This is a genomic window from Vibrio sp. 1580 (genome assembly GCF_033340055.1).
This window is the reverse complement of record NZ_JAWOVT010000012.1, coordinates 1-17,538: the sequence shown is the minus strand read 5'-3', so window position 1 is coordinate 17,538 and position 17,538 is coordinate 1. Positions and strand designations below refer to the sequence as shown.

Sequence of the window (17,538 nt, the reverse complement as noted above, 5' to 3'; positions counted from 1 at the left end):
ATTTTAAACTCATAAACATCATGTGAAGCACATGCTATAACTATTTTAATTTCTGATCAATTTCGTTTAATATCTTAGCGTCATTTTCTTGTCACTAAGAAAATCAAAATTGTAACGATTAGCATACAACGGATTGTGAGCTTCACAAAATACATTAAGTTATTGATTTAAGGATCTTTATGTCATCACTCTCTGAATCATCTGCTATTAAAAACGAACGAGAGATAAACTCTGTTTATGTAAACTTATTTACTCATAAAAAGATGCTTATTGATTATTTGTTCAGTACACTACCGGAAAATGACAACACTTCACTTACAAGCTTTACAGACAAAGAAACTTTTTTGTCCACATTGAATGATGAAGCCTTAATGAAATTCAATGACTTATCTAAAACCCACCTTGAACAGTGTTTTTTTCTTAGTCATAAATTCACAAAAAAAACACCCAAAGCTATAAATCTTGCTAAAGACATTCACCAAACGAACATAAAGAAGTTTTCTACATGTCTATTAGTTGTTCCAGACTCGCTACTATCATCAACTAATGATGATTTTATAAGTGTCTTTCTACAAAGCTTAAATGAGCTGGCAAATAATAAAAAAATCACTATTAGTGTTTGTATATATGGGCATCTGACGACTTCACTATTAAAGCCCATTCTTATTTCTCATAATAGACACATTGCAGGTTTGGCGACCATGACATCATTAGATGACGCTCGCTACTGCTATCTTGTGGATTTTTGGTCCAATAAACACGGTGTAATTACCCAACACGAATACATTCTCACTAAAACTAAAGATAAAACACTAAAAGCAACGTCTTACGAAACGCATCAATCTCATGTCATGCCAGAAGACAAATCGGATAGCGATAGAATCTATGTCAGCAGAAGAGCTTTCAGAGAAAGCGTGAAAGCCCCAAAAGGGATGCGTGTGGCAGAGAGCAATCAAGGACTCATAGCGATGCTAGACAACCCTCGCTCTTCAACTATTGTTTTCAGCTGTGATAACCAAAGCGAAGTTCAACAGATCGCGTTAGATTGCTACCGTTTAAGGTCCGCGTATGGCCGTCAGCTAAAGATTATTGTCAGGGAGACCCAACAATGTCTGAGATATGCAGATGAAAAGTTCTTACTTCGCTCGGGGGCAAACTTCATTTCTCACGCGCAAATCCCCCCAATGCGCTTTATGACTCAGGTTGAAGCAATTCAAGGCCAGATGCTTACGCGTCCAATTCCTGACAGTTTAGAGGCGCTCTTAAAGTATGACCTTAAGTTTGGTAGCAAAGGCTACTTACAAAACCAGGACTTTAGCCAATACTGTATTGACGTCATTTCCCACTCAACACACTCAAATGTGAACTTTGCGCTTATCAAGCTGAACTTATTACCAGGCATGACGGCAGAGGAATGTTTACGTCTTTGCCATATTCGAAGAGATGGCGACGTTGTGACAGCCTGCAACAAAGCTCTATATGTCGTGTTCAGTGCTATTCGACAAAGCGATATTGATATTGCGCTAAACAATATATTTGAGTTCCCAGTGAGAGACCTATTTCACTCGACCCACACGTTTGATACCCAACTAGATATCGAAACAGAGTTAAAATTCATCGTTCAAGATGCCGCTGTCATATCCGACGACGTTTCAGCTCTGGCGACAGAGAGGAAAATATTCCATACCGCCACTAACTCCATTACTGATGTTCCTCCTTTGTTTGCTGTGAAAAAAACCATTGATCTCAAGGAACGTTCATGAATATTAACGATTTTTTACTGACCGTGTGTATCAGTTCAGGTATTGGCCTACTCCTAGGATACTTTCTACGTGACCTAGTAAACGCTACCCGACGCTTTTACCACAAACACTTAAAACGCTCGCGCTATTTTGAGCTAGATACATCAGCCACTAACACCAAGAAGCTTAAGTAATGACATCGCATTCTCATGACTCTACCCCCCTCACTATAGGATTGGGCTGGTGGAACATTTACTTTATCGCAAAAACAGCGCTCTATTTTCAAGGAATCATCGATTTCCATCCAATGGAAAACTTTGCGCTGTTGATCTTCATCCTGCTTCCTATCTCGATGAAAAGCCTAAATGCGGTGCGCCATATCGTTTCATTTGTCGCCGCAGCGTGGCTCTTGCATTACGATTCTTACCTACCTCCTCTAAACCGTCTTTGGGCTCAAGCGGGACAGTTAATGCAGTTTGAATCGAGTTATCTGGTCGAGCTTTTGGGACGATTTTTATCATTCCAAGCAATACTCGGATTGCTCGCTTTGTGTGGTGCGTACTTTATTTTGAGCAAGTTTGTTAGGGTTTCAGTCTTTGTGGTTATTGCGATGGTCTATATAAGTATTCCTATGACGACTGAACCTCAGACAACAGTGGCTGCAGAAGTAGCTCAACAACAGCCGACAACCGAGGTTACTGCTAGCAAACAACCTCAAATAACGGAAATTAATGATGCCAGTTTCAACACGTTAACTGCAGATTTCTTTTCTAAAGAAGCTTCTCGACGTGTGGCATTCGATACCAACAGCGCAATGGATGCTCCTTTCGATTTGTTGTTCTTGAGTATTTGCTCGGTCGCGTGGGATGACATCGAAATTGCAGGACTGGCCGATCATCCTCTATTCAAAGAATTTGACATCATGTTCGACAACTTTAGCTCTGCAACGTCATACAGCGGGCCTGCGGTCATTCGTCTGTTACGAGCCAATTGTGGTCAACAGGAACACAGTCAACTGTTCCAGCCAGCACCATCAAAGCAGTGCTACTTGTTCGAAAGTTTGAAAGAGCTAGGCTTCACAGAAAATTTACTGATGAACCACAATGGTGTCTTTGATAGCTTCCTTGAATTGATCAAAAAAGACGGCGACTTACAAGCGGCTCTTATGTCTCAAGAAGACTTAACTCCTTACCAAAAATCTTTTGATGGCTCTTCGATCTTCCGCGATAAGCAAGTATTGGATAACTGGTGGCAGCAAAGACTTAACAGTAGTGACGACAAAGTCGTGGCACTCTACAACTCAATTTCACTACATGATGGCAACAGGATCATCAATGCGAATTCAAGCACATCTATTGCTAGCTACAAAATGCGCCTTAAGAATTTGCTTGATGATCTCCACGCGTTCTTTAAAACCTTAGAGTCCTCAAAACGCAACATCGTTGTCGCTTTGGTACCAGAACATGGTGGTGGAATGCGAGGAGACCGCATGCAAATTTCGGGTATGCGAGAAATTCCTGCACCGACAATCATTCATACACCGGTAGGAATTAAAATCTTCGGAGAAGGAATTCAGCGTCAGGGCGACACCGAACACGTAAGCGAGCCATCTAGCTATCTGGCATTGTCGCAGCTCGTTTCGAATATCCTGGATAAAAACATTTATCAAAGTAAGACGTTTAGCCCTTCAATATTGACAGAGAACCTACCAGAAACACGAGTTGTCGCGCAGAACTCAGGCTCTACTGTGATTGAAGTACAAGGGAAATATTATGTTTCTCTTGATGGTTCAAGTTGGATTGAATACCCCGCAAAATAGCGAGAGTAAAACCATGCAATGACAAAGGCCGGTGTTTCCGGCCTTTGTCATATAAAAAACCAATAACCTCTCAAAGGTCTCAGAACTTCAATTGTCTATTGTCTATAAATAGGTAAAAATGGATCGAATATTATGCACTTAAGGGAATAACTCATGCCAATTGATTCACTGATCACCATCGGTATTTTCGTCGTTCTTGCTGTCGTTATCTTATCTTCAGCCATTAAAACGGTTCCGCAAGGAAACAACTGGACAGTTGAACGCTTCGGACGCTACACCCACACATTAAAGCCGGGTTTAAACTTGATCATTCCATTCGTTGATAAAGTTGGTCAAAAAGTAAACATGATGGAGCGCGTTCTCGATATTCCTGCGCAAGAGGTCATTTCAAAAGATAACGCTAACGTGGTTATTGACGCTGTCGGATTTGTTCAAGTGATCGATGCTGCCAAAGCGGCTTATGAAGTCAACGACTTAGAACACGCTATTAGAAACTTGACCCTTACCAACATTCGTACCGTTTTAGGTTCAATGGAACTGGACGAAATGCTGAGCCAACGCGACATGATCAACTCTAAGCTGTTGGCGATTGTTGACCAAGCAACAAACCCTTGGGGCGTAAAAGTCACACGAATTGAGATTAAAGATGTCCAGCCACCAGCCGATCTGACCGCTGCAATGAATGCGCAAATGAAAGCCGAGCGTAATAAGCGTGCGGAAATTCTTGAAGCAGAAGGAGTTCGCCAAGCTGAGATATTAAAGGCCGAAGGTCATAAACAATCAGAGATATTAAAAGCTGAAGGTGAAAAGCAGTCTGCTATTCTCCATGCAGAAGCACGTGAGCGTGCCGCGCAAGCAGAAGCAAAAGCGACTTACATGGTTTCCGAAGCCATTGCAAAAGGTGACATGCAAGCCGTCAATTACTTCATTGCACAGGGTTATACCGAAGCGATCAAGAGCATTGGTCAAGCCGAAAATGGTAAAATCATTATGCTTCCATTAGAAGCAACCGGACTAATGGGCTCGGTTGCAGGGATAGCAGAAATGTTTAAACAGCAAGGTAAAGAATAATTTATGGATTTTTTTAGTTTGCTGGAAGGTATCTCTTTCTGGCATTGGCTAGCGTTTGGCTTTGCTCTTTTAGCAGTTGAGCTACTTGGTACCGCAGGGTATTTTCTCTGGCTCGGGGTGTCTGCACTTATCGTTGGAGCAATCATGACCGTTTTGCCAATGAGCTGGCAATTACAATGGCTTTGCTTTGCAAGCTTCAGCTTAATCACCACCTGGCTTTGGTGGCGACGACAATGGTCTAAAGACAAGCAAGAAGACCAAGAAAGAGATCTGAACCAAAAGTACAAGCAGTTAATTGGGCGTACTCTTATCCTTGAAGAAGACTTTTCCGTCGGGCTCAATCGCATCAAGGTAGCCGATACCACATGGTCCGCACAATCGGATCAAGCACTTCCAGCCGGTACCCGCGTAAGAATCACCGATGTTGAAGGTATTATTTTAATCATTGAGCCTGATTCTAATTAATTTATGCCAAAGTAATGGGGCAAATCATGCTCCATTACTTTAATCTAAACAACTGCTTTCATTTCATTACCTTAATTAAAATCGAGAAAAAAATAAGTATTAGTAATATTATTAATACCCTACCTACCATTTCCTATTATTTAATTATTCAACACACGACAATCAATAAGATAGAAATATATCTAGGTAAATTATCGATCTAATTTTATTTTAAAAAATAAAACTTTATTGAATTATTTTTTGATCTTTTTATCCTCGGATACATACTTAACGCATAAGCATTTAAGTTGAGTGCTTTTTATTTGGTAAGTAAGAGGATGTACTATGAATAAGCTTCTCTTTTTAATGTTGTGCGGTATTTTTTCTTTTTCTTCCTTTGCCTACAACAACGGAAACGGCGGTACAACTAATTTGGGACCTATAGTCGAATGTAAGATGCCAAGTGGCGACGTTACGAATATTCCAAGTGAAATGTGTCGATTTAGAGGTGGGGAATGGGAATAGTAAAGAAGTAAGAGCTTAGTTTGATATAAGAGCCCTATTCAACCTTGCCTTTCTGCGTAGTCACGGTTTATACAAGCACGTAGATATTTAAAGTTTATATTAAGGTGATTATTATGAGATTTTTATCTGGTCTATTAGTAATATCTTTTGCCATAATTCCGTTAACCACTAATGCTAATGGTGCATCCGGTGGTCGTACGTTAGGCCCAGAGATAAAGTGTGAGTTGCCAAACGGTAATGTACATATGTTGCCACCGTTATATTGCAAAATATACGACGGCCGAGAAGTGAAATAGAAAAGGAGCCTAGCGGCTCCTTTTATTATCTAATTAAGTATTAGTGGAAGCTGTAAGGGATAAGAACTTGTAGACGTAAGTCTGTTTCATCCGCATCGCCAGCACCTGCGTACTCATCACGTTCTAGGATTGTACCGTGTAAACGAATGGTAGAACCTTTAAGCGCGCCACTTTGTAGTGAGTAAGATACTGTTGCGTTAACTGCGTATTCGCTTTCGTAATCCCAGTCACCTGATGCTCCGCTTGCTGCAGAGTCAGCGCCAGTACCGTAACCAAAGCCTAGGTAGTAGTTCCAGCCGTTACCTTGGTTGTAAGATAGACGGTTGTACCATGCTAGCTCACCCGCTTTGTTCCAGTCAGACAGCGCGTCCCACCACTGAGACCAAGTACCATTGTTCATACCATATGTATGAATAGTACGAGGAACGAAGTCCGCACGGTTATCTGTGTCTGTGTAGCGCAACTCAGACATCCAAGCTAGCTTGCCGAAAGATTGATTCAAAGATAGACCAGTGTGGAAACCTAGACCATCGTATTTCACATCATCGTCAACACCGTAGAAATCAAATGCTAGAGTTGTACGGTCACTAACAGTGTACTTCAAGTAAGCCTTGTAAGAAGTGTTGTCAGTTTCGTTGTGGTAGCTAGTTACTTGACCTGCACCCCAGTCAACACCATTTGCATATTGAACGCCAGTAGCTTGACCCAAACCAAGTTGCATAAACAAGCTGTCAGTTAGGTTACCGTTTAGGCCTAGAGAGTGTAGGTAGCTCCATGAAGTGTCAGACCAAAGCGCTGGTGCGTAATCATCTTCGTGAAGCAGCCAAGGTGCTGTAAATTGGTCTGCGCCAAAGTAGCTTAGGTTGAAATCACCAAGTTTAGCGTTTAGTTCGAAACCACGGTAAGTACCAGGTACAAAGCTCCAAACGTTACCGATTGTACCGTTACCACCAGCCTGTAACATACCGAAACGAGCATTAAAGTTTTCGTTTGCTTTGAATTTCAGCGCTGCTTTGTAAACTTTAAGCTGCTGACCATCACCTGCACCCCAGTCTAGGTTGTTACAAGTTGAGATTTCGTTACATAGGTAGCCTTCGTTTGAATTGTAAAGACTATCGTTGTAAAGATCGCCAGAGTAGTAAGCCGCAACATCTGCGCCCACCCAACCATCGTGGTAGCCAGAAGTGAAGTCTAAAATTGCGTTGTAAGAAGAGTAGTTTAGACGACTCCAACGGTCACCATTTTCACCGCCGGGCTTACCTGTTGTACGAGTTCGTGAACGAGTATCAACTATGAATAATGCATTCAGACTTGAGTCTTGTATAAATTCGTTCACTTTCTCTACGTACTCGCCACCTGCTGCACTTTCAGTAGACGCTGTAGCTGGAGCGACAGCAACAACACCAAACATTGCTGCGGTTAACGCTGAAACCTTAAAAAATTTGTCCATGGAAAAACTCCTAAAAATGGATATAGCTGTATTTTTCTATCTCACCTTTAGTTGGCCGCCGAAGGAGAGAAGTAAATTCCTGATCAAACCTCATTATTTCTAATTTGGCTTTTTTTAGTTCCTGCATACACACCGTGTATCCACGTGATTAAGACTAACTTCGCAGCTAAAAACATCCAAATGGAACTTATTTTTTTTCTAAAAAAATATGAGCCACTCCAAAGTTCCATATAACTTATTGATCCAGATCTTATTTTTAACAACACTAACACAACTCAACAAAATATCATTTAAAATCAAACATTTAAATTTAGCCTGAAAGTATCAACTTGAAGTCACTCGCAGACTAAAAAAGCCAAAAAAACCAATAACCCAAGGTTCGATCTTGATCACTGAAAAGAACAAAGGCATCAATTACTCAATAAAAAAACACTTAATTATGAACAAGAAAAAGCCCCGCATGCTTACCATACGGGGCTTTTAGTTATTTTTTAGCTTTTTTGAGAAGACTTAATTCATCAATTCGAGTAAGTCTTGTTCTGTTTTAATTTCGATACCCAGTTCTTGTGCCTTTGCGAGCTTCGAACCTGCATTTTCACCAGCAAACAAAATATCGGTTTTCTTAGAAACACTACCCGTCACTTTAGCCCCCAGTGCTTGGAGGGCTTCTTTGGCTTCTGTACGCCCCAGTTGAGAAAGTGTTCCCGTTAATACTACTGTTTTACCTTCTAATGGTAATTCCCCCACCTGCTCAGTAGTATTAATCTCTGGCCAATGAATTCCTTGTTCAAGCAAATCTTTAACCACCGCTTGGTTCTGTTCTTCACTAAAGAAAGTCGTAATATGTTGAGCAACCACAGCACCGATGTCTTGCACTTCAATCAACTGCTCTTCGGTAGCATTTTGGATCGCTCCCAACGTTTTAAAGTGCATTGCTAAGTTTGCTGCGGTTGCCTCGCCAACTTCACGGATCCCCAGTGAATACAAAAACCGAGGTAAAGTTGTTTCTTTGGATTTTTCTAACGCATTCACAATATTCTGCGCAGACTTTGGCCCCATGCGATCTAGTACGGTTAAAATCCCCGCTGATAACTTAAATAAGTCAGCAGGAGTTTTCACCATCTCACGATCAACAAGCTGCTCGATCACTTTATCGCCTAAACCGTCAACGTCTAACGCTTTACGAGAAACAAAGTGTTTTAGCGCTTGTTTGCGTTGGGCTTGGCAAACTAAGCCCCCCATACAACGTGTTACCGCTTCTCCTTCGATCCGCTCAACATGCGAACCACAAACAGGACACTGAGTTGGGAAAACAATATCTCGAGCTGTTTCTGGTCGACGCTCTTTGATGACAGAAACGACTTGCGGAATAACATCGCCAGCACGGCGGATCACAACGTGATCACCAATCTTGACTTGCAGACGTTCTATCTCATCTGCGTTATGAAGCGTCGCATTACTTACCGTTACCCCACCAACAAATACAGGCTCTAGTTTAGCAACAGGTGTAATCGCACCAGTGCGACCGACTTGGAACTCCACTTCATTCAGTGTCGTCATTTCTTCCTGAGCTGGAAATTTGTAGGCAATCGCCCAACGTGGAGCGCGAGCAACAAAACCCAGACGCTCTTGCACGGCAATATCGTCAATTTTAATAACGACACCATCGATCTCATAAGGGAGGGCATCACGACGCTGCAATATATCTTGGTAGTAAGCTTTTACATCCGCCAAGCTTTCAACTCGCTTAGTTTCCGGACACATTGGCAGTCCCCAAGATTTGATTTGCAAAAAGCGTTCGTAATGACTTGCTGCCAATTCTGCACCTTGCACCACGCCTACACTGTATGCATAGAAGCTAAGCGGACGAGAAGCCGTAATACGTGAATCCAATTGTCGTAAGCTACCTGCCGCAGCGTTACGTGGATTAACAAAGATTTTCTCGCCTTTCTTCCTTGCTAATTCATTGAGCTTTTCAAACCCAGCTTTCGGCATAAAGACTTCACCACGAACTTCAAGACGATTTGGCCAGTCATTACCTCTGAGTTTTAAAGGAATAGCTTTAATCGTACGCACATTCTCTGTGATGTTTTCACCCGTAGTACCATCGCCTCGAGTGGCCGCCTGAACTAAAACGCCATTCTCATATAACAAACTTACGGCGAGTCCATCCAATTTAGGCTCACAACAGTATTCTTTCACACTCTGGCTGCCCACGCGCTCTTGTGCGCGCTTGTGGAAACTATCGAGTTCACTATCATCAAACGCGTTATCAAGCGAAAGCATCGGTACTTCATGTGTCACTTGGCTAAACGCAGAGAGAGGTTGCCCACCGACACGTTGGCTTGGCGAGTCTACGGTTATTAAGTCAGGGTTCTCAGCTTCAATATCCAGTAACTCTCGCATTAAACGGTCGTACTCGGCATCAGGGATCTCTGGGTTATCTTCCACGTAGTAACGCACAGCGTGGTAATGCAACGACTCTTTTAGTTCTTCTAGTCGCTGAAGTACTGATTCAGACATAGTAAAGCCCCGTGTATTTTCAATCGGTGAGGTTGGGAAATCCAAGAAAAAGGGCTCCATCCGGAGCCCTATTATTATTTGCTGTTAAGATTATGCGTTAGCGGCATTAAACTCAACTATTTGACGTCGATAAGATGCTAAACGATCTGGCGTCATTAAGTTGCGCTGGTCATCAAGTACGTTACCACCTAAGTCATCAGCAATTTGCTGCGCAGTTCGGAGCATTAAGTTGAAGTTCTGTTCAGCCTCGCCATAACAAGGCAATGTCATGAAGAATGAAATACCCTTCGTTGTAAACTCAGCAGGATCAGCATGTTCAAACGTACCAGGGTGCATCATATTAGCGACGCTAAACAGCACTTTGCCGTTACCGGACAAGTCGACATGACGATGGAAAATATCCATCTCGCCATAAATTAGACCGTTTTGTTGCATACTTTCAAATAAAGCAGTACCAACAAATGGCTCTTCACCAGCACAGTGCACATTCAATACAATCACTTGCATTTCAGGTTCTGGCTTTGGCTCTTCCTTAGGCTCTGCAACGACAGGCTCACTAACCGTTTCGACTTGCTGTTCTTTCTCCGTAATATCAAACGCGGCGGGAATAACTTCTTCTTCCACAGCAGGCTGGAATGGCTCTTCAGCTACTGTTGCTTGAACAACAGGCTCAACGTCCTCTTCTTTATCTTTTTCTGCAACAAATGAAGGGATGTCATCCGGCTCCTGCTGCGTCTGTTTGACTTCAGATGGACCACCGAATAACGGGTCAGATTCAAACTTGTTGTCGAAAGAACTCGCCATCCCAAAATCTGGTTCTTTGCGATCTTTGCGAATGATCTCAAAGTCATCTTCAGGAGCGGGAGCGAAGTCTCGTTCTTTCTCAACAAGATCATTTTTGTCTTCTTGGTCAACATCCAGCTTACCAAGTGGCTTGTTACCAAACTTTGCTTTGCCTTCTTTTTTACTGCTCCATAAACCATGAAACAGTAATGCCGCGATGGCTAATGCGCCAACAACAATGAGTACGAATCGCAATTCCTGCATTATTTACTCTCAATATACTTGTTTTTACTACTCGCAGTTCCTTGAGCAGCAACCCAAGTGCAATAAATCTGAATGATACGTTTACTTTACCAAAACTATATGTAGATTTAGAACAACTTAATGCAAGAAGTTCCGTTTTTTGTTGTGATTCTTGCCACGATTCCACTTAACAAGACGTCATTTGTCAGGGCTTTGAAAGAAAAGTCCTCACAGGTACAATGAGTTTTCATTTACACGAAGCCAAAATAGACATGAAGAAAAACAATCAGCAGAGAACCGGGTTCGGTTATTTTCTATACGGGATACAATTGGCACTAGCCCCTAAAATCAGGCGCTTTGTCATCTTACCTCTACTTGCAAATATCTTGCTTGTAGGTGGTGCCATCTTCTATCTATTTTCAAACCTTAATATATGGATAGAAGGCTGGATTGGGCAGCTGCCTGAGTTTTTATCCTGGTTAACTTACATTCTTTGGCCTTTACTCGCTCTAACGATACTCGCTACCTTCTCCTATTTTTTCAGCACGCTCGCGAACTTTATCGCCGCGCCATTCAATGGCCTCTTGGCTGAAAAAGTGGAAGAGTACTTAACGGGACAAAAAGTAAATGATGATGGTTTCACTGCCGTCCTGAAAGATGTTCCTCGCGTTTTAGCTCGTGAGTGGAGAAAGCTCCTTTACATTTTACCTAAAGCAATAGGCCTATTCCTGTTATTGCTCATCCCTGCCCTTGGACAAACAGTAGGCCCATTTTTATGGTTTATCTTTACCGCCTGGATGCTCGCGATTCAATATTGTGACTACCCGTTTGATAACCACAAAATCCCATTTAACGACATGCGTTACAAATTGAAACAAAAGCAAGGTAAGGCCTATGGCTTTGGGGTATTGGTGTCTGTATTTACGACGATCCCAATTTTGAACCTCATTGTCATGCCTGTAGCAATATGTGGTGCAACCGCTATGTGGGTCGCGGAGTTTAAGCACCAACGATAGTCGATTAGAGATTAAGGAAAGGGATCAGCGCCAGCTTTTCCCTTTTCTTTTATCAAGTTCTGGGCCAACCTAATAAGATATAACTTTTTAATCCTTTTCCCTTTTTTTCATACCGCATATTCTTCTATCCATATTCACACAACGTGTAATGAAGGAACATCACTATGAGCAAAATCTACGAAGATAACTCTCTTACTATTGGTAATACACCTCTCGTTCGTCTAAACAAAGTAAGTAAAGGCAAAGTTCTCGCGAAAATTGAAGCGCGTAACCCTAGCTTCAGTGTTAAGTGCCGTATCGGTGCAAACATGATTTGGGAAGCAGAGAAAGCGGGCCTTCTTAAGCCAGGTGTAGAGCTTGTAGAACCTACCAGTGGTAACACAGGTGTTGCTCTAGCATTCGTAGCGGCTGCTCGCGGTTACAAGCTAACATTGACCATGCCTGAATCAATGAGCCTAGAACGCCGTAAGCTACTAAAAGCACTAGGCGCGAACCTTGAGCTGACTGAAGCGGCGAAAGGCATGAAAGGGGCGATTGCTAAAGCAGAAGAAATCGTAGCAAGCAACCCTGAGAAGTACCTACTTCTTCAACAATTTGACAACCCAGCGAACCCAGAAATCCACGAAAAGACTACGGGCCCTGAGATTTGGGAAGCGACAGACGGTGAAATCGACGTATTCGTTGCTGGTGTTGGTACGGGCGGTACTATCACAGGTACAAGCCGTTACATCAAAGGTGAAAAAGGCAAAGCCATCACTTCTGTTGCAGTTGAGCCAGCAGAGTCTCCGGTTATTGCACAAGCACTTGCTGGCGAAGAAATCCAACCTGCCCCACACAAAATTCAAGGTATCGGTGCTGGTTTCATCCCTGGTAACCTCGATTTAGACATTATTGACCGTGTTGAGCAAGTTACCTCAGAAGAAGCGATTGAGATGGCTCGTCGCCTAATGGAAGAGGAAGGTATCCTAGCTGGTATCTCATCTGGCGCAGCGGTTGTTGCAGCGAACCGACTTGCAGAACTACCTGAATTTGAAGGAAAAACAATTGTAACTGTCTTGCCAAGTTCCGGTGAGCGTTACCTAAGTACAGCACTCTTTGCAGGTATCTTTACCGAAAAAGAGAACCAACAATAATATGTGTTCAAATCAATTTTTAGTTTAAAAAAGCCCCGTTTAGGGGCTTTTTTGTTGATCCCTGCCCTACCTTTGGTAATATCAGGGTGTTTTATTTCTAGCTTCAAAATAAAGAAGCAGAACACAAAAAGGTTTCAAAGTGATTACGCACGCAAACAGTTGCGTAGTTACCAAACTTTTGACTAGTATCAGAACTGACGCGCTTTGAACTCTTCCCGTGCTAGCGCACAAGATGTAAAGCAGTTAAGCTAAAATCTGGTCACAAACTAACAAAAAAATACATTTATTGGGGTATATCACATGTACGAGAAGCAAGTAGAAATCACAGCAGAAAACGGCCTTCACACTCGTCCAGCTGCACAGTTTGTTAAAGAAGCAAAAGCATTCGACGCAGACATCACTGTGACTTCTAACGGTAAAAGCGCTAGCGCTAAGAGCCTGTTCAAACTACAAACACTAGGCCTAGTAAAAGGTACTCAAGTTACTATTTCTGCTGAAGGCCCACAAGCTCAGCAAGCAGTTGACCACCTAGTTGCTCTAATGGACCAACTACACTAATCCGGTCTCCTACTCCAGAAGCCATTTTGTGAAAGCAAAATGGCTTCGTTGGAAATAGGCTCAAAACTAAGCTAAAACTATTCGTTAGCGCACCCATTATTCTCCCGTTTTATAAAGTTGACCAAACTTAAGGTAAGGCTATGATTTCAGGCATCCTAGCATCTCCTGGTATTGCAATCGGTAAAGCACTACTACTTCAAGAAGATGAAATTGTCCTAAACACAAACACTATTTCTGACGATCAAGTAGAAGCTGAAGTTCAGCGTTTCTTTGACGCTCGTAACAAATCTGCAGCTCAGCTAGAAACTATCAAGCAAAAAGCGCTTGAAACGTTTGGCGAAGAAAAAGAAGCGATCTTTGAAGGTCACATCATGCTTCTTGAAGACGAAGAGCTAGAAGAGGAAATCCTAGCACTTATCAAAAACGACAAGATGACTGCTGATCACGCTATCCACTCAGTGATCGAAGAGCAAGCATGTGCTCTTGAGTCTCTAGACGACGAATACTTAAAAGAGCGTGCAACTGACATCCGCGATATCGGTTCTCGTTTTGTTAAGAACGCACTAGGCATCAACATTGTTTCGCTTAGCGATATCAACGAAGAAGTAATTCTTGTTGCTTACGACCTAACGCCATCTGAAACTGCACAAATCAACCTAGACTACGTGCTTGGTTTTGCTTGTGATATCGGCGGTCGTACATCTCACACTTCAATCATGGCTCGCTCACTTGAGCTTCCAGCTATCGTTGGTACTAACGACATCACGAAGAAAGTTAAGAATGGCGACATGCTGATTCTTGACGCAATGAACAACAAGATTGTTGTTAACCCATCAGAAGCTGAGCTAGAAGAAGCGAAAGCGGTTAAAGCAGCATTCCTAGCTGAAAAAGAAGAGCTAGCGAAACTGAAAGACCTACACGCAGAAACGACTGACGGTCACCGTGTAGAAGTTTGCGGTAACATCGGTACAGTGAAAGACTGTGACGGTATCCTTCGTAACGGCGGTGAAGGTGTTGGTCTGTACCGTACTGAATTCCTATTTATGGACCGTACTGCGCTACCAACTGAAGAAGAACAGTACCAAGCGTACAAAGAAGTTGCGGAAGCAATGAACGGTCAAGCTGTGATCATCCGTACTATGGATATCGGCGGCGATAAAGATCTCCCATACATGGATCTTCCAAAAGAGATGAACCCATTCCTAGGCTGGCGCGCTGTACGTATCAGTCTGGATCGTCGTGAAATCCTTCGTGATCAGCTACGTGGCATTCTACGTGCTTCTGCACACGGCAAACTGCGTATCATGTTCCCAATGATAATCTCTGTCGAAGAAATCCGTGAGCTTAAGAAAGCGATCGAAGAGTACAAAGAAGAGCTACGCGCTGAAGGCCACGCGTTCGACGAAAACATCGAAATCGGTGTTATGGTTGAAACTCCTGCTGCTGCTGCGATCGCACACCACTTAGCGAAGGAAGTGTCTTTCTTCTCTATCGGTACAAACGACCTAACTCAGTACACACTAGCGGTTGACCGTGGTAACGAGATGATTTCTCACCTATACAACCCACTATCACCTGCTGTACTTACTGTGATCAAGCAAGTTATCGACGCTTCTCACGCAGAAGGTAAATGGACTGGTATGTGTGGTGAACTTGCAGGTGACGAGCGTGCAACACTTCTACTTCTAGGTATGGGTCTGGACGAGTTCTCAATGAGCGGCATTTCAATCCCTAAAGTGAAGAAAGTAGTTCGTAACTCTAACTTCGCAGAAGTGAAAGCAATGGCTGAAGAAGCCCTTTCTCTACCAACAGCAGAAGAAATCGAAGCCGTGGTAGAAAAGTTTATTGCTGAGAAAGCTCAGTAATCGGTAGTACCAAGTAATTCAATACTTAATGGCCATTAGACGGCGAAAAAAGTCGTCTAATGAGCTATATTGGTATACTATAATTCGACAGAATAAAACCAAACCTTAGGAGCATGACACAATGGGTCTGTTTGACAAACTTAAGAAGCTTGTATCTGATGACAGCGCTGACGCTGGTGCTATCGAAATCATCGCGCCACTTTCTGGTGAGATTGTAAACATCGAAGACGTGCCAGATGTTGTTTTCGCTGAGAAAATCGTTGGTGACGGTATTGCTATCAAGCCAGCAGGCAACAAAATGGTAGCTCCTGTAAACGGTACTATCGGTAAGATCTTCGAAACTAACCATGCGTTCTCTATCGAGTCTGACGACGGTGTTGAGCTTTTCGTTCACTTCGGTATCGACACAGTTGAACTAAAAGGCGAAGGCTTCACGCGTATCGCTGAAGAAGGTCAAACTGTTAAAGCTGGCGACACTGTAATTGAATTCGATCTAGCTCTTCTAGAAGAGAAAGCGAAGTCAACGCTAACTCCAGTTGTTATCTCTAACATGGACGAAATCAAAGAGCTAAACAAGCTTTCTGGTTCTGTAACTGTTGGTGAAACTCCAGTTCTACGTGTAACTAAGTAATTTTTACTTAATCGAACACGAAAAAAACGCTGCCAATGGCAGCGTTTTTTATTATCTGACTTTTTTTGAGCGATGGGCATCGCTGAAACCCGCTCAGCTAAGTAATCCAAGTGCCGAACTCGGCCTTTGCTTTGCCTGAGCCAATAACGCAGTTGTCGCATCTTGGAGCACTTGAGAACGCACCATTTCCGTAGATTCTCTTGCGAAGTCTGTATCTCTTATTCGACTCTTGGATTCTGTAACACTCTGATTCACAGTATTTAAGTTATCCACCGAACCATTTACACGGTTCTGAAAGCTGCCAATTTCACTTCGGTGCGAATCAACGTACTTAATTGCTGCATCAATCACCCCAATTGAAAGCTGCGCCTTACCTGCCGTCGACATATCGATGTCATCCATTGTGACTAATTGACCAGCGCTCACATCAAGCTCATCCGCTAAACTCCCTTCGAGAACCACACCCTCTGGCGCCTTCATCGTAGAAGCGAAGAATTGCAGTTCATTGTTTTCCGTTACTGAAGCATTCACTATCGATTGTTGAGCATTGATGTAAGTGGCGACCTGTTCTATACGGTCACCCAATTTGAGTCCAATGGATTCCGTTTGGGTTTGCCCTTTACTGTCTTGGTATTCGACTTTGAGAGTTTGGTTATCTCCAGTGACTCGCCAATCTTTATCGACCGCATCACCAACATAATGCTGCCCTCCCATCTCTGGGATGTGGCTACGCATGTTACGTAACGTCAAAGAGATTGAATTAGCGTTCGCGCCAATATGGAAACTTTGTGAACCGTAAGATCCATCAAACAGGTTTTTATCCCCAAATGTTGTCGTAATCGCGACACGATCAAGCTCATCTTGCAGCGCTACGACCTCATATTGAATACTTTGCCGATCACTTGAGTCATAACTGCCGTTTGCTGCTTGAAGCCCCAGAGAGCGTAAGCGTTGCAATATGTCACTGCTTTCGTGCAATGCTCCCTCCGCTGTTTGAGCAACAGAAAAAGCGTCGTGCGCATTTCTTAAGGCGACATCAAGCCCTCTCGTTTGTACATGGAGAGTATTCGATATCTGTAAACCTGCCGCATCATCGCTCGCCGAGTTGATTCGAAACCCCGAAGTTAGGTTGCGTTGTGACTCAACATTTTGCGCAGCTGCTTGACTCAGGTGTCTCTGCGCCACCATCGCAGAAACATTGGAATTTAAAGAGATCATCTAATCGATATGAATGCCTTATCGAACATACTGTCAGGACACATCTGAATCGTTATAGCCAATAAGCAAAAAGCCAGGGATGAGCCTGGCTTTGGTTTCTTGCTTTGTTAAATTGATTAACCTAGCAGACTTAGCGCTGAGTTAGGCGCTTGTTTCGCTTGCGCAAGGATTGAGCTTGACGCTTGCGATAGAATTTGTGATTTGGTCATTGCCGTCGTTTC

Annotated in this window: 15 protein-coding genes; 10 read left to right on the top strand and 5 right to left on the bottom strand. The window is 42.9% G+C overall.

Features of this window, described 5'->3' with window-relative positions:
• Positions 1-179 precede the first annotated feature (179 nt).
• The 5 genes from bcsE to R7093_RS18030 all read left to right on the top strand — a co-directional run bounded on the left by bcsE (position 180) and on the right by R7093_RS18030 (position 5,097).
• Positions 180-1,763 carry a cellulose biosynthesis protein BcsE gene (gene bcsE, locus R7093_RS18050; RefSeq protein ID WP_047102901.1) on the top strand — a complete coding sequence of 528 codons (1,584 nt, stop codon included), beginning with the start codon at positions 180-182 and terminating at the stop codon, positions 1,761-1,763.
• The gene (locus tag R7093_RS18045; RefSeq protein WP_172797322.1) at positions 1,760-1,936 is read left to right on the top strand and encodes a hypothetical protein; all 177 of its coding nucleotides are present in this window, start codon (positions 1,760-1,762) and stop codon (positions 1,934-1,936) included. Before bcsE ends, R7093_RS18045 begins: the two co-directional genes overlap by 4 nt.
• Entirely contained in the window at positions 1,936-3,561 is a 1,626-nt protein-coding gene (gene bcsG, locus R7093_RS18040; RefSeq protein ID WP_047102902.1) for a cellulose biosynthesis protein BcsG, read from the top strand. The genes R7093_RS18045 and bcsG overlap by 1 nt, the downstream gene beginning before the upstream one ends.
• Positions 3,562-3,714: 153 nt before the next feature.
• Complete coding sequence (locus R7093_RS18035) at positions 3,715-4,632, top strand: SPFH domain-containing protein (protein WP_047102903.1); 918 nt, start codon at positions 3,715-3,717, stop codon at positions 4,630-4,632.
• A gap of 3 nt (positions 4,633-4,635) precedes the next feature.
• The gene (locus R7093_RS18030) at positions 4,636-5,097 is read left to right on the top strand and encodes an NfeD family protein (RefSeq protein ID WP_047102904.1); all 462 of its coding nucleotides are present in this window, start codon (positions 4,636-4,638) and stop codon (positions 5,095-5,097) included.
• 840 nt (positions 5,098-5,937) lie between these two features.
• On the opposite strand, the gene R7093_RS18025 is transcribed toward R7093_RS18030, so the two are convergent.
• The 3 genes from R7093_RS18025 to zipA all read right to left on the bottom strand — a co-directional run bounded on the left by R7093_RS18025 (position 5,938) and on the right by zipA (position 10,917).
• Entirely contained in the window at positions 5,938-7,347 is a 1,410-nt protein-coding gene (locus R7093_RS18025) for a porin (RefSeq protein WP_318146766.1), read from the bottom strand.
• A gap of 510 nt (positions 7,348-7,857) precedes the next feature.
• Entirely contained in the window at positions 7,858-9,870 is a 2,013-nt protein-coding gene (ligA, locus tag R7093_RS18020; protein WP_017819968.1) for an NAD-dependent DNA ligase LigA, read from the bottom strand.
• A 90-nt stretch (positions 9,871-9,960) separates the two neighbouring features.
• On the bottom strand, positions 9,961-10,917 hold the full coding sequence (zipA, locus tag R7093_RS18015) for a cell division protein ZipA (protein ID WP_017819969.1): 957 nt from the start codon (positions 10,915-10,917) through the stop codon (positions 9,961-9,963).
• Positions 10,918-11,168: 251 nt separating this feature from the next.
• On the opposite strand from zipA, the gene cysZ reads away from it, so the two are divergent.
• The 5 genes from cysZ (at position 11,169) to crr (ending at position 16,099) form a co-directional block, all read left to right on the top strand.
• A complete protein-coding gene (gene cysZ, locus R7093_RS18010) occupies positions 11,169-11,912 on the top strand; it encodes a sulfate transporter CysZ (protein ID WP_025767003.1) in 744 nt (247 codons plus the stop codon).
• Positions 11,913-12,076: 164 nt separating this feature from the next.
• Complete coding sequence (cysK, locus tag R7093_RS18005) at positions 12,077-13,045, top strand: cysteine synthase A (protein WP_005382045.1); 969 nt, start codon at positions 12,077-12,079, stop codon at positions 13,043-13,045.
• Positions 13,046-13,345: 300 nt separating this feature from the next.
• Positions 13,346-13,603, top strand: coding sequence for an HPr family phosphocarrier protein (locus tag R7093_RS18000; RefSeq protein ID WP_005382043.1), 258 nt, complete (start codon positions 13,346-13,348; stop codon positions 13,601-13,603).
• A gap of 140 nt (positions 13,604-13,743) precedes the next feature.
• Positions 13,744-15,468, top strand: a complete 1,725-nt coding sequence (ptsI, locus tag R7093_RS17995; RefSeq protein ID WP_005389298.1) for a phosphoenolpyruvate-protein phosphotransferase PtsI — start codon at positions 13,744-13,746, stop codon at positions 15,466-15,468.
• A gap of 121 nt (positions 15,469-15,589) precedes the next feature.
• Positions 15,590-16,099, top strand: a complete 510-nt coding sequence (crr, locus tag R7093_RS17990) for a PTS glucose transporter subunit IIA (protein ID WP_005382041.1) — start codon at positions 15,590-15,592, stop codon at positions 16,097-16,099.
• Between the two features lie 93 nt (positions 16,100-16,192).
• Here crr and R7093_RS17985 read toward each other — a convergent pair whose 3' ends face one another.
• Both R7093_RS17985 and R7093_RS17980 read right to left on the bottom strand, forming a co-directional pair.
• Entirely contained in the window at positions 16,193-17,317 is a 1,125-nt protein-coding gene (locus tag R7093_RS17985) for a flagellin (RefSeq protein ID WP_047102906.1), read from the bottom strand.
• A 116-nt stretch (positions 17,318-17,433) separates the two neighbouring features.
• A partial coding sequence (locus R7093_RS17980; RefSeq protein WP_254661342.1) for a flagellin occupies positions 17,434-17,538 on the bottom strand: 105 nt, incomplete at its 5' end.

Coding starts and splice junctions, on each gene's coding strand:
- bcsG (WP_047102902.1), top strand. CDS start 1,936: ATGACATCGCATTCTCATGACTCTACCCCCCTCACTATAGGATTGGGC.
- R7093_RS17985 (WP_047102906.1), bottom strand. CDS start 17,317: ATGATCTCTTTAAATTCCAATGTTTCTGCGATGGTGGCGCAGAGACAC.
- ptsI (WP_005389298.1), top strand. CDS start 13,744: ATGATTTCAGGCATCCTAGCATCTCCTGGTATTGCAATCGGTAAAGCA.
- zipA (WP_017819969.1), bottom strand. CDS start 10,917: ATGCAGGAATTGCGATTCGTACTCATTGTTGTTGGCGCATTAGCCATC.
- cysZ (WP_025767003.1), top strand. CDS start 11,169: ATGAAGAAAAACAATCAGCAGAGAACCGGGTTCGGTTATTTTCTATAC.
- cysK (WP_005382045.1), top strand. CDS start 12,077: ATGAGCAAAATCTACGAAGATAACTCTCTTACTATTGGTAATACACCT.
- R7093_RS18030 (WP_047102904.1), top strand. CDS start 4,636: ATGGATTTTTTTAGTTTGCTGGAAGGTATCTCTTTCTGGCATTGGCTA.
- R7093_RS18025 (WP_318146766.1), bottom strand. CDS start 7,347: ATGGACAAATTTTTTAAGGTTTCAGCGTTAACCGCAGCAATGTTTGGT.
- R7093_RS18000 (WP_005382043.1), top strand. CDS start 13,346: ATGTACGAGAAGCAAGTAGAAATCACAGCAGAAAACGGCCTTCACACT.
- R7093_RS18035 (WP_047102903.1), top strand. CDS start 3,715: ATGCCAATTGATTCACTGATCACCATCGGTATTTTCGTCGTTCTTGCT.
- ligA (WP_017819968.1), bottom strand. CDS start 9,870: ATGTCTGAATCAGTACTTCAGCGACTAGAAGAACTAAAAGAGTCGTTG.
- R7093_RS18045 (WP_172797322.1), top strand. CDS start 1,760: ATGAATATTAACGATTTTTTACTGACCGTGTGTATCAGTTCAGGTATT.
- crr (WP_005382041.1), top strand. CDS start 15,590: ATGGGTCTGTTTGACAAACTTAAGAAGCTTGTATCTGATGACAGCGCT.
- bcsE (WP_047102901.1), top strand. CDS start 180: ATGTCATCACTCTCTGAATCATCTGCTATTAAAAACGAACGAGAGATA.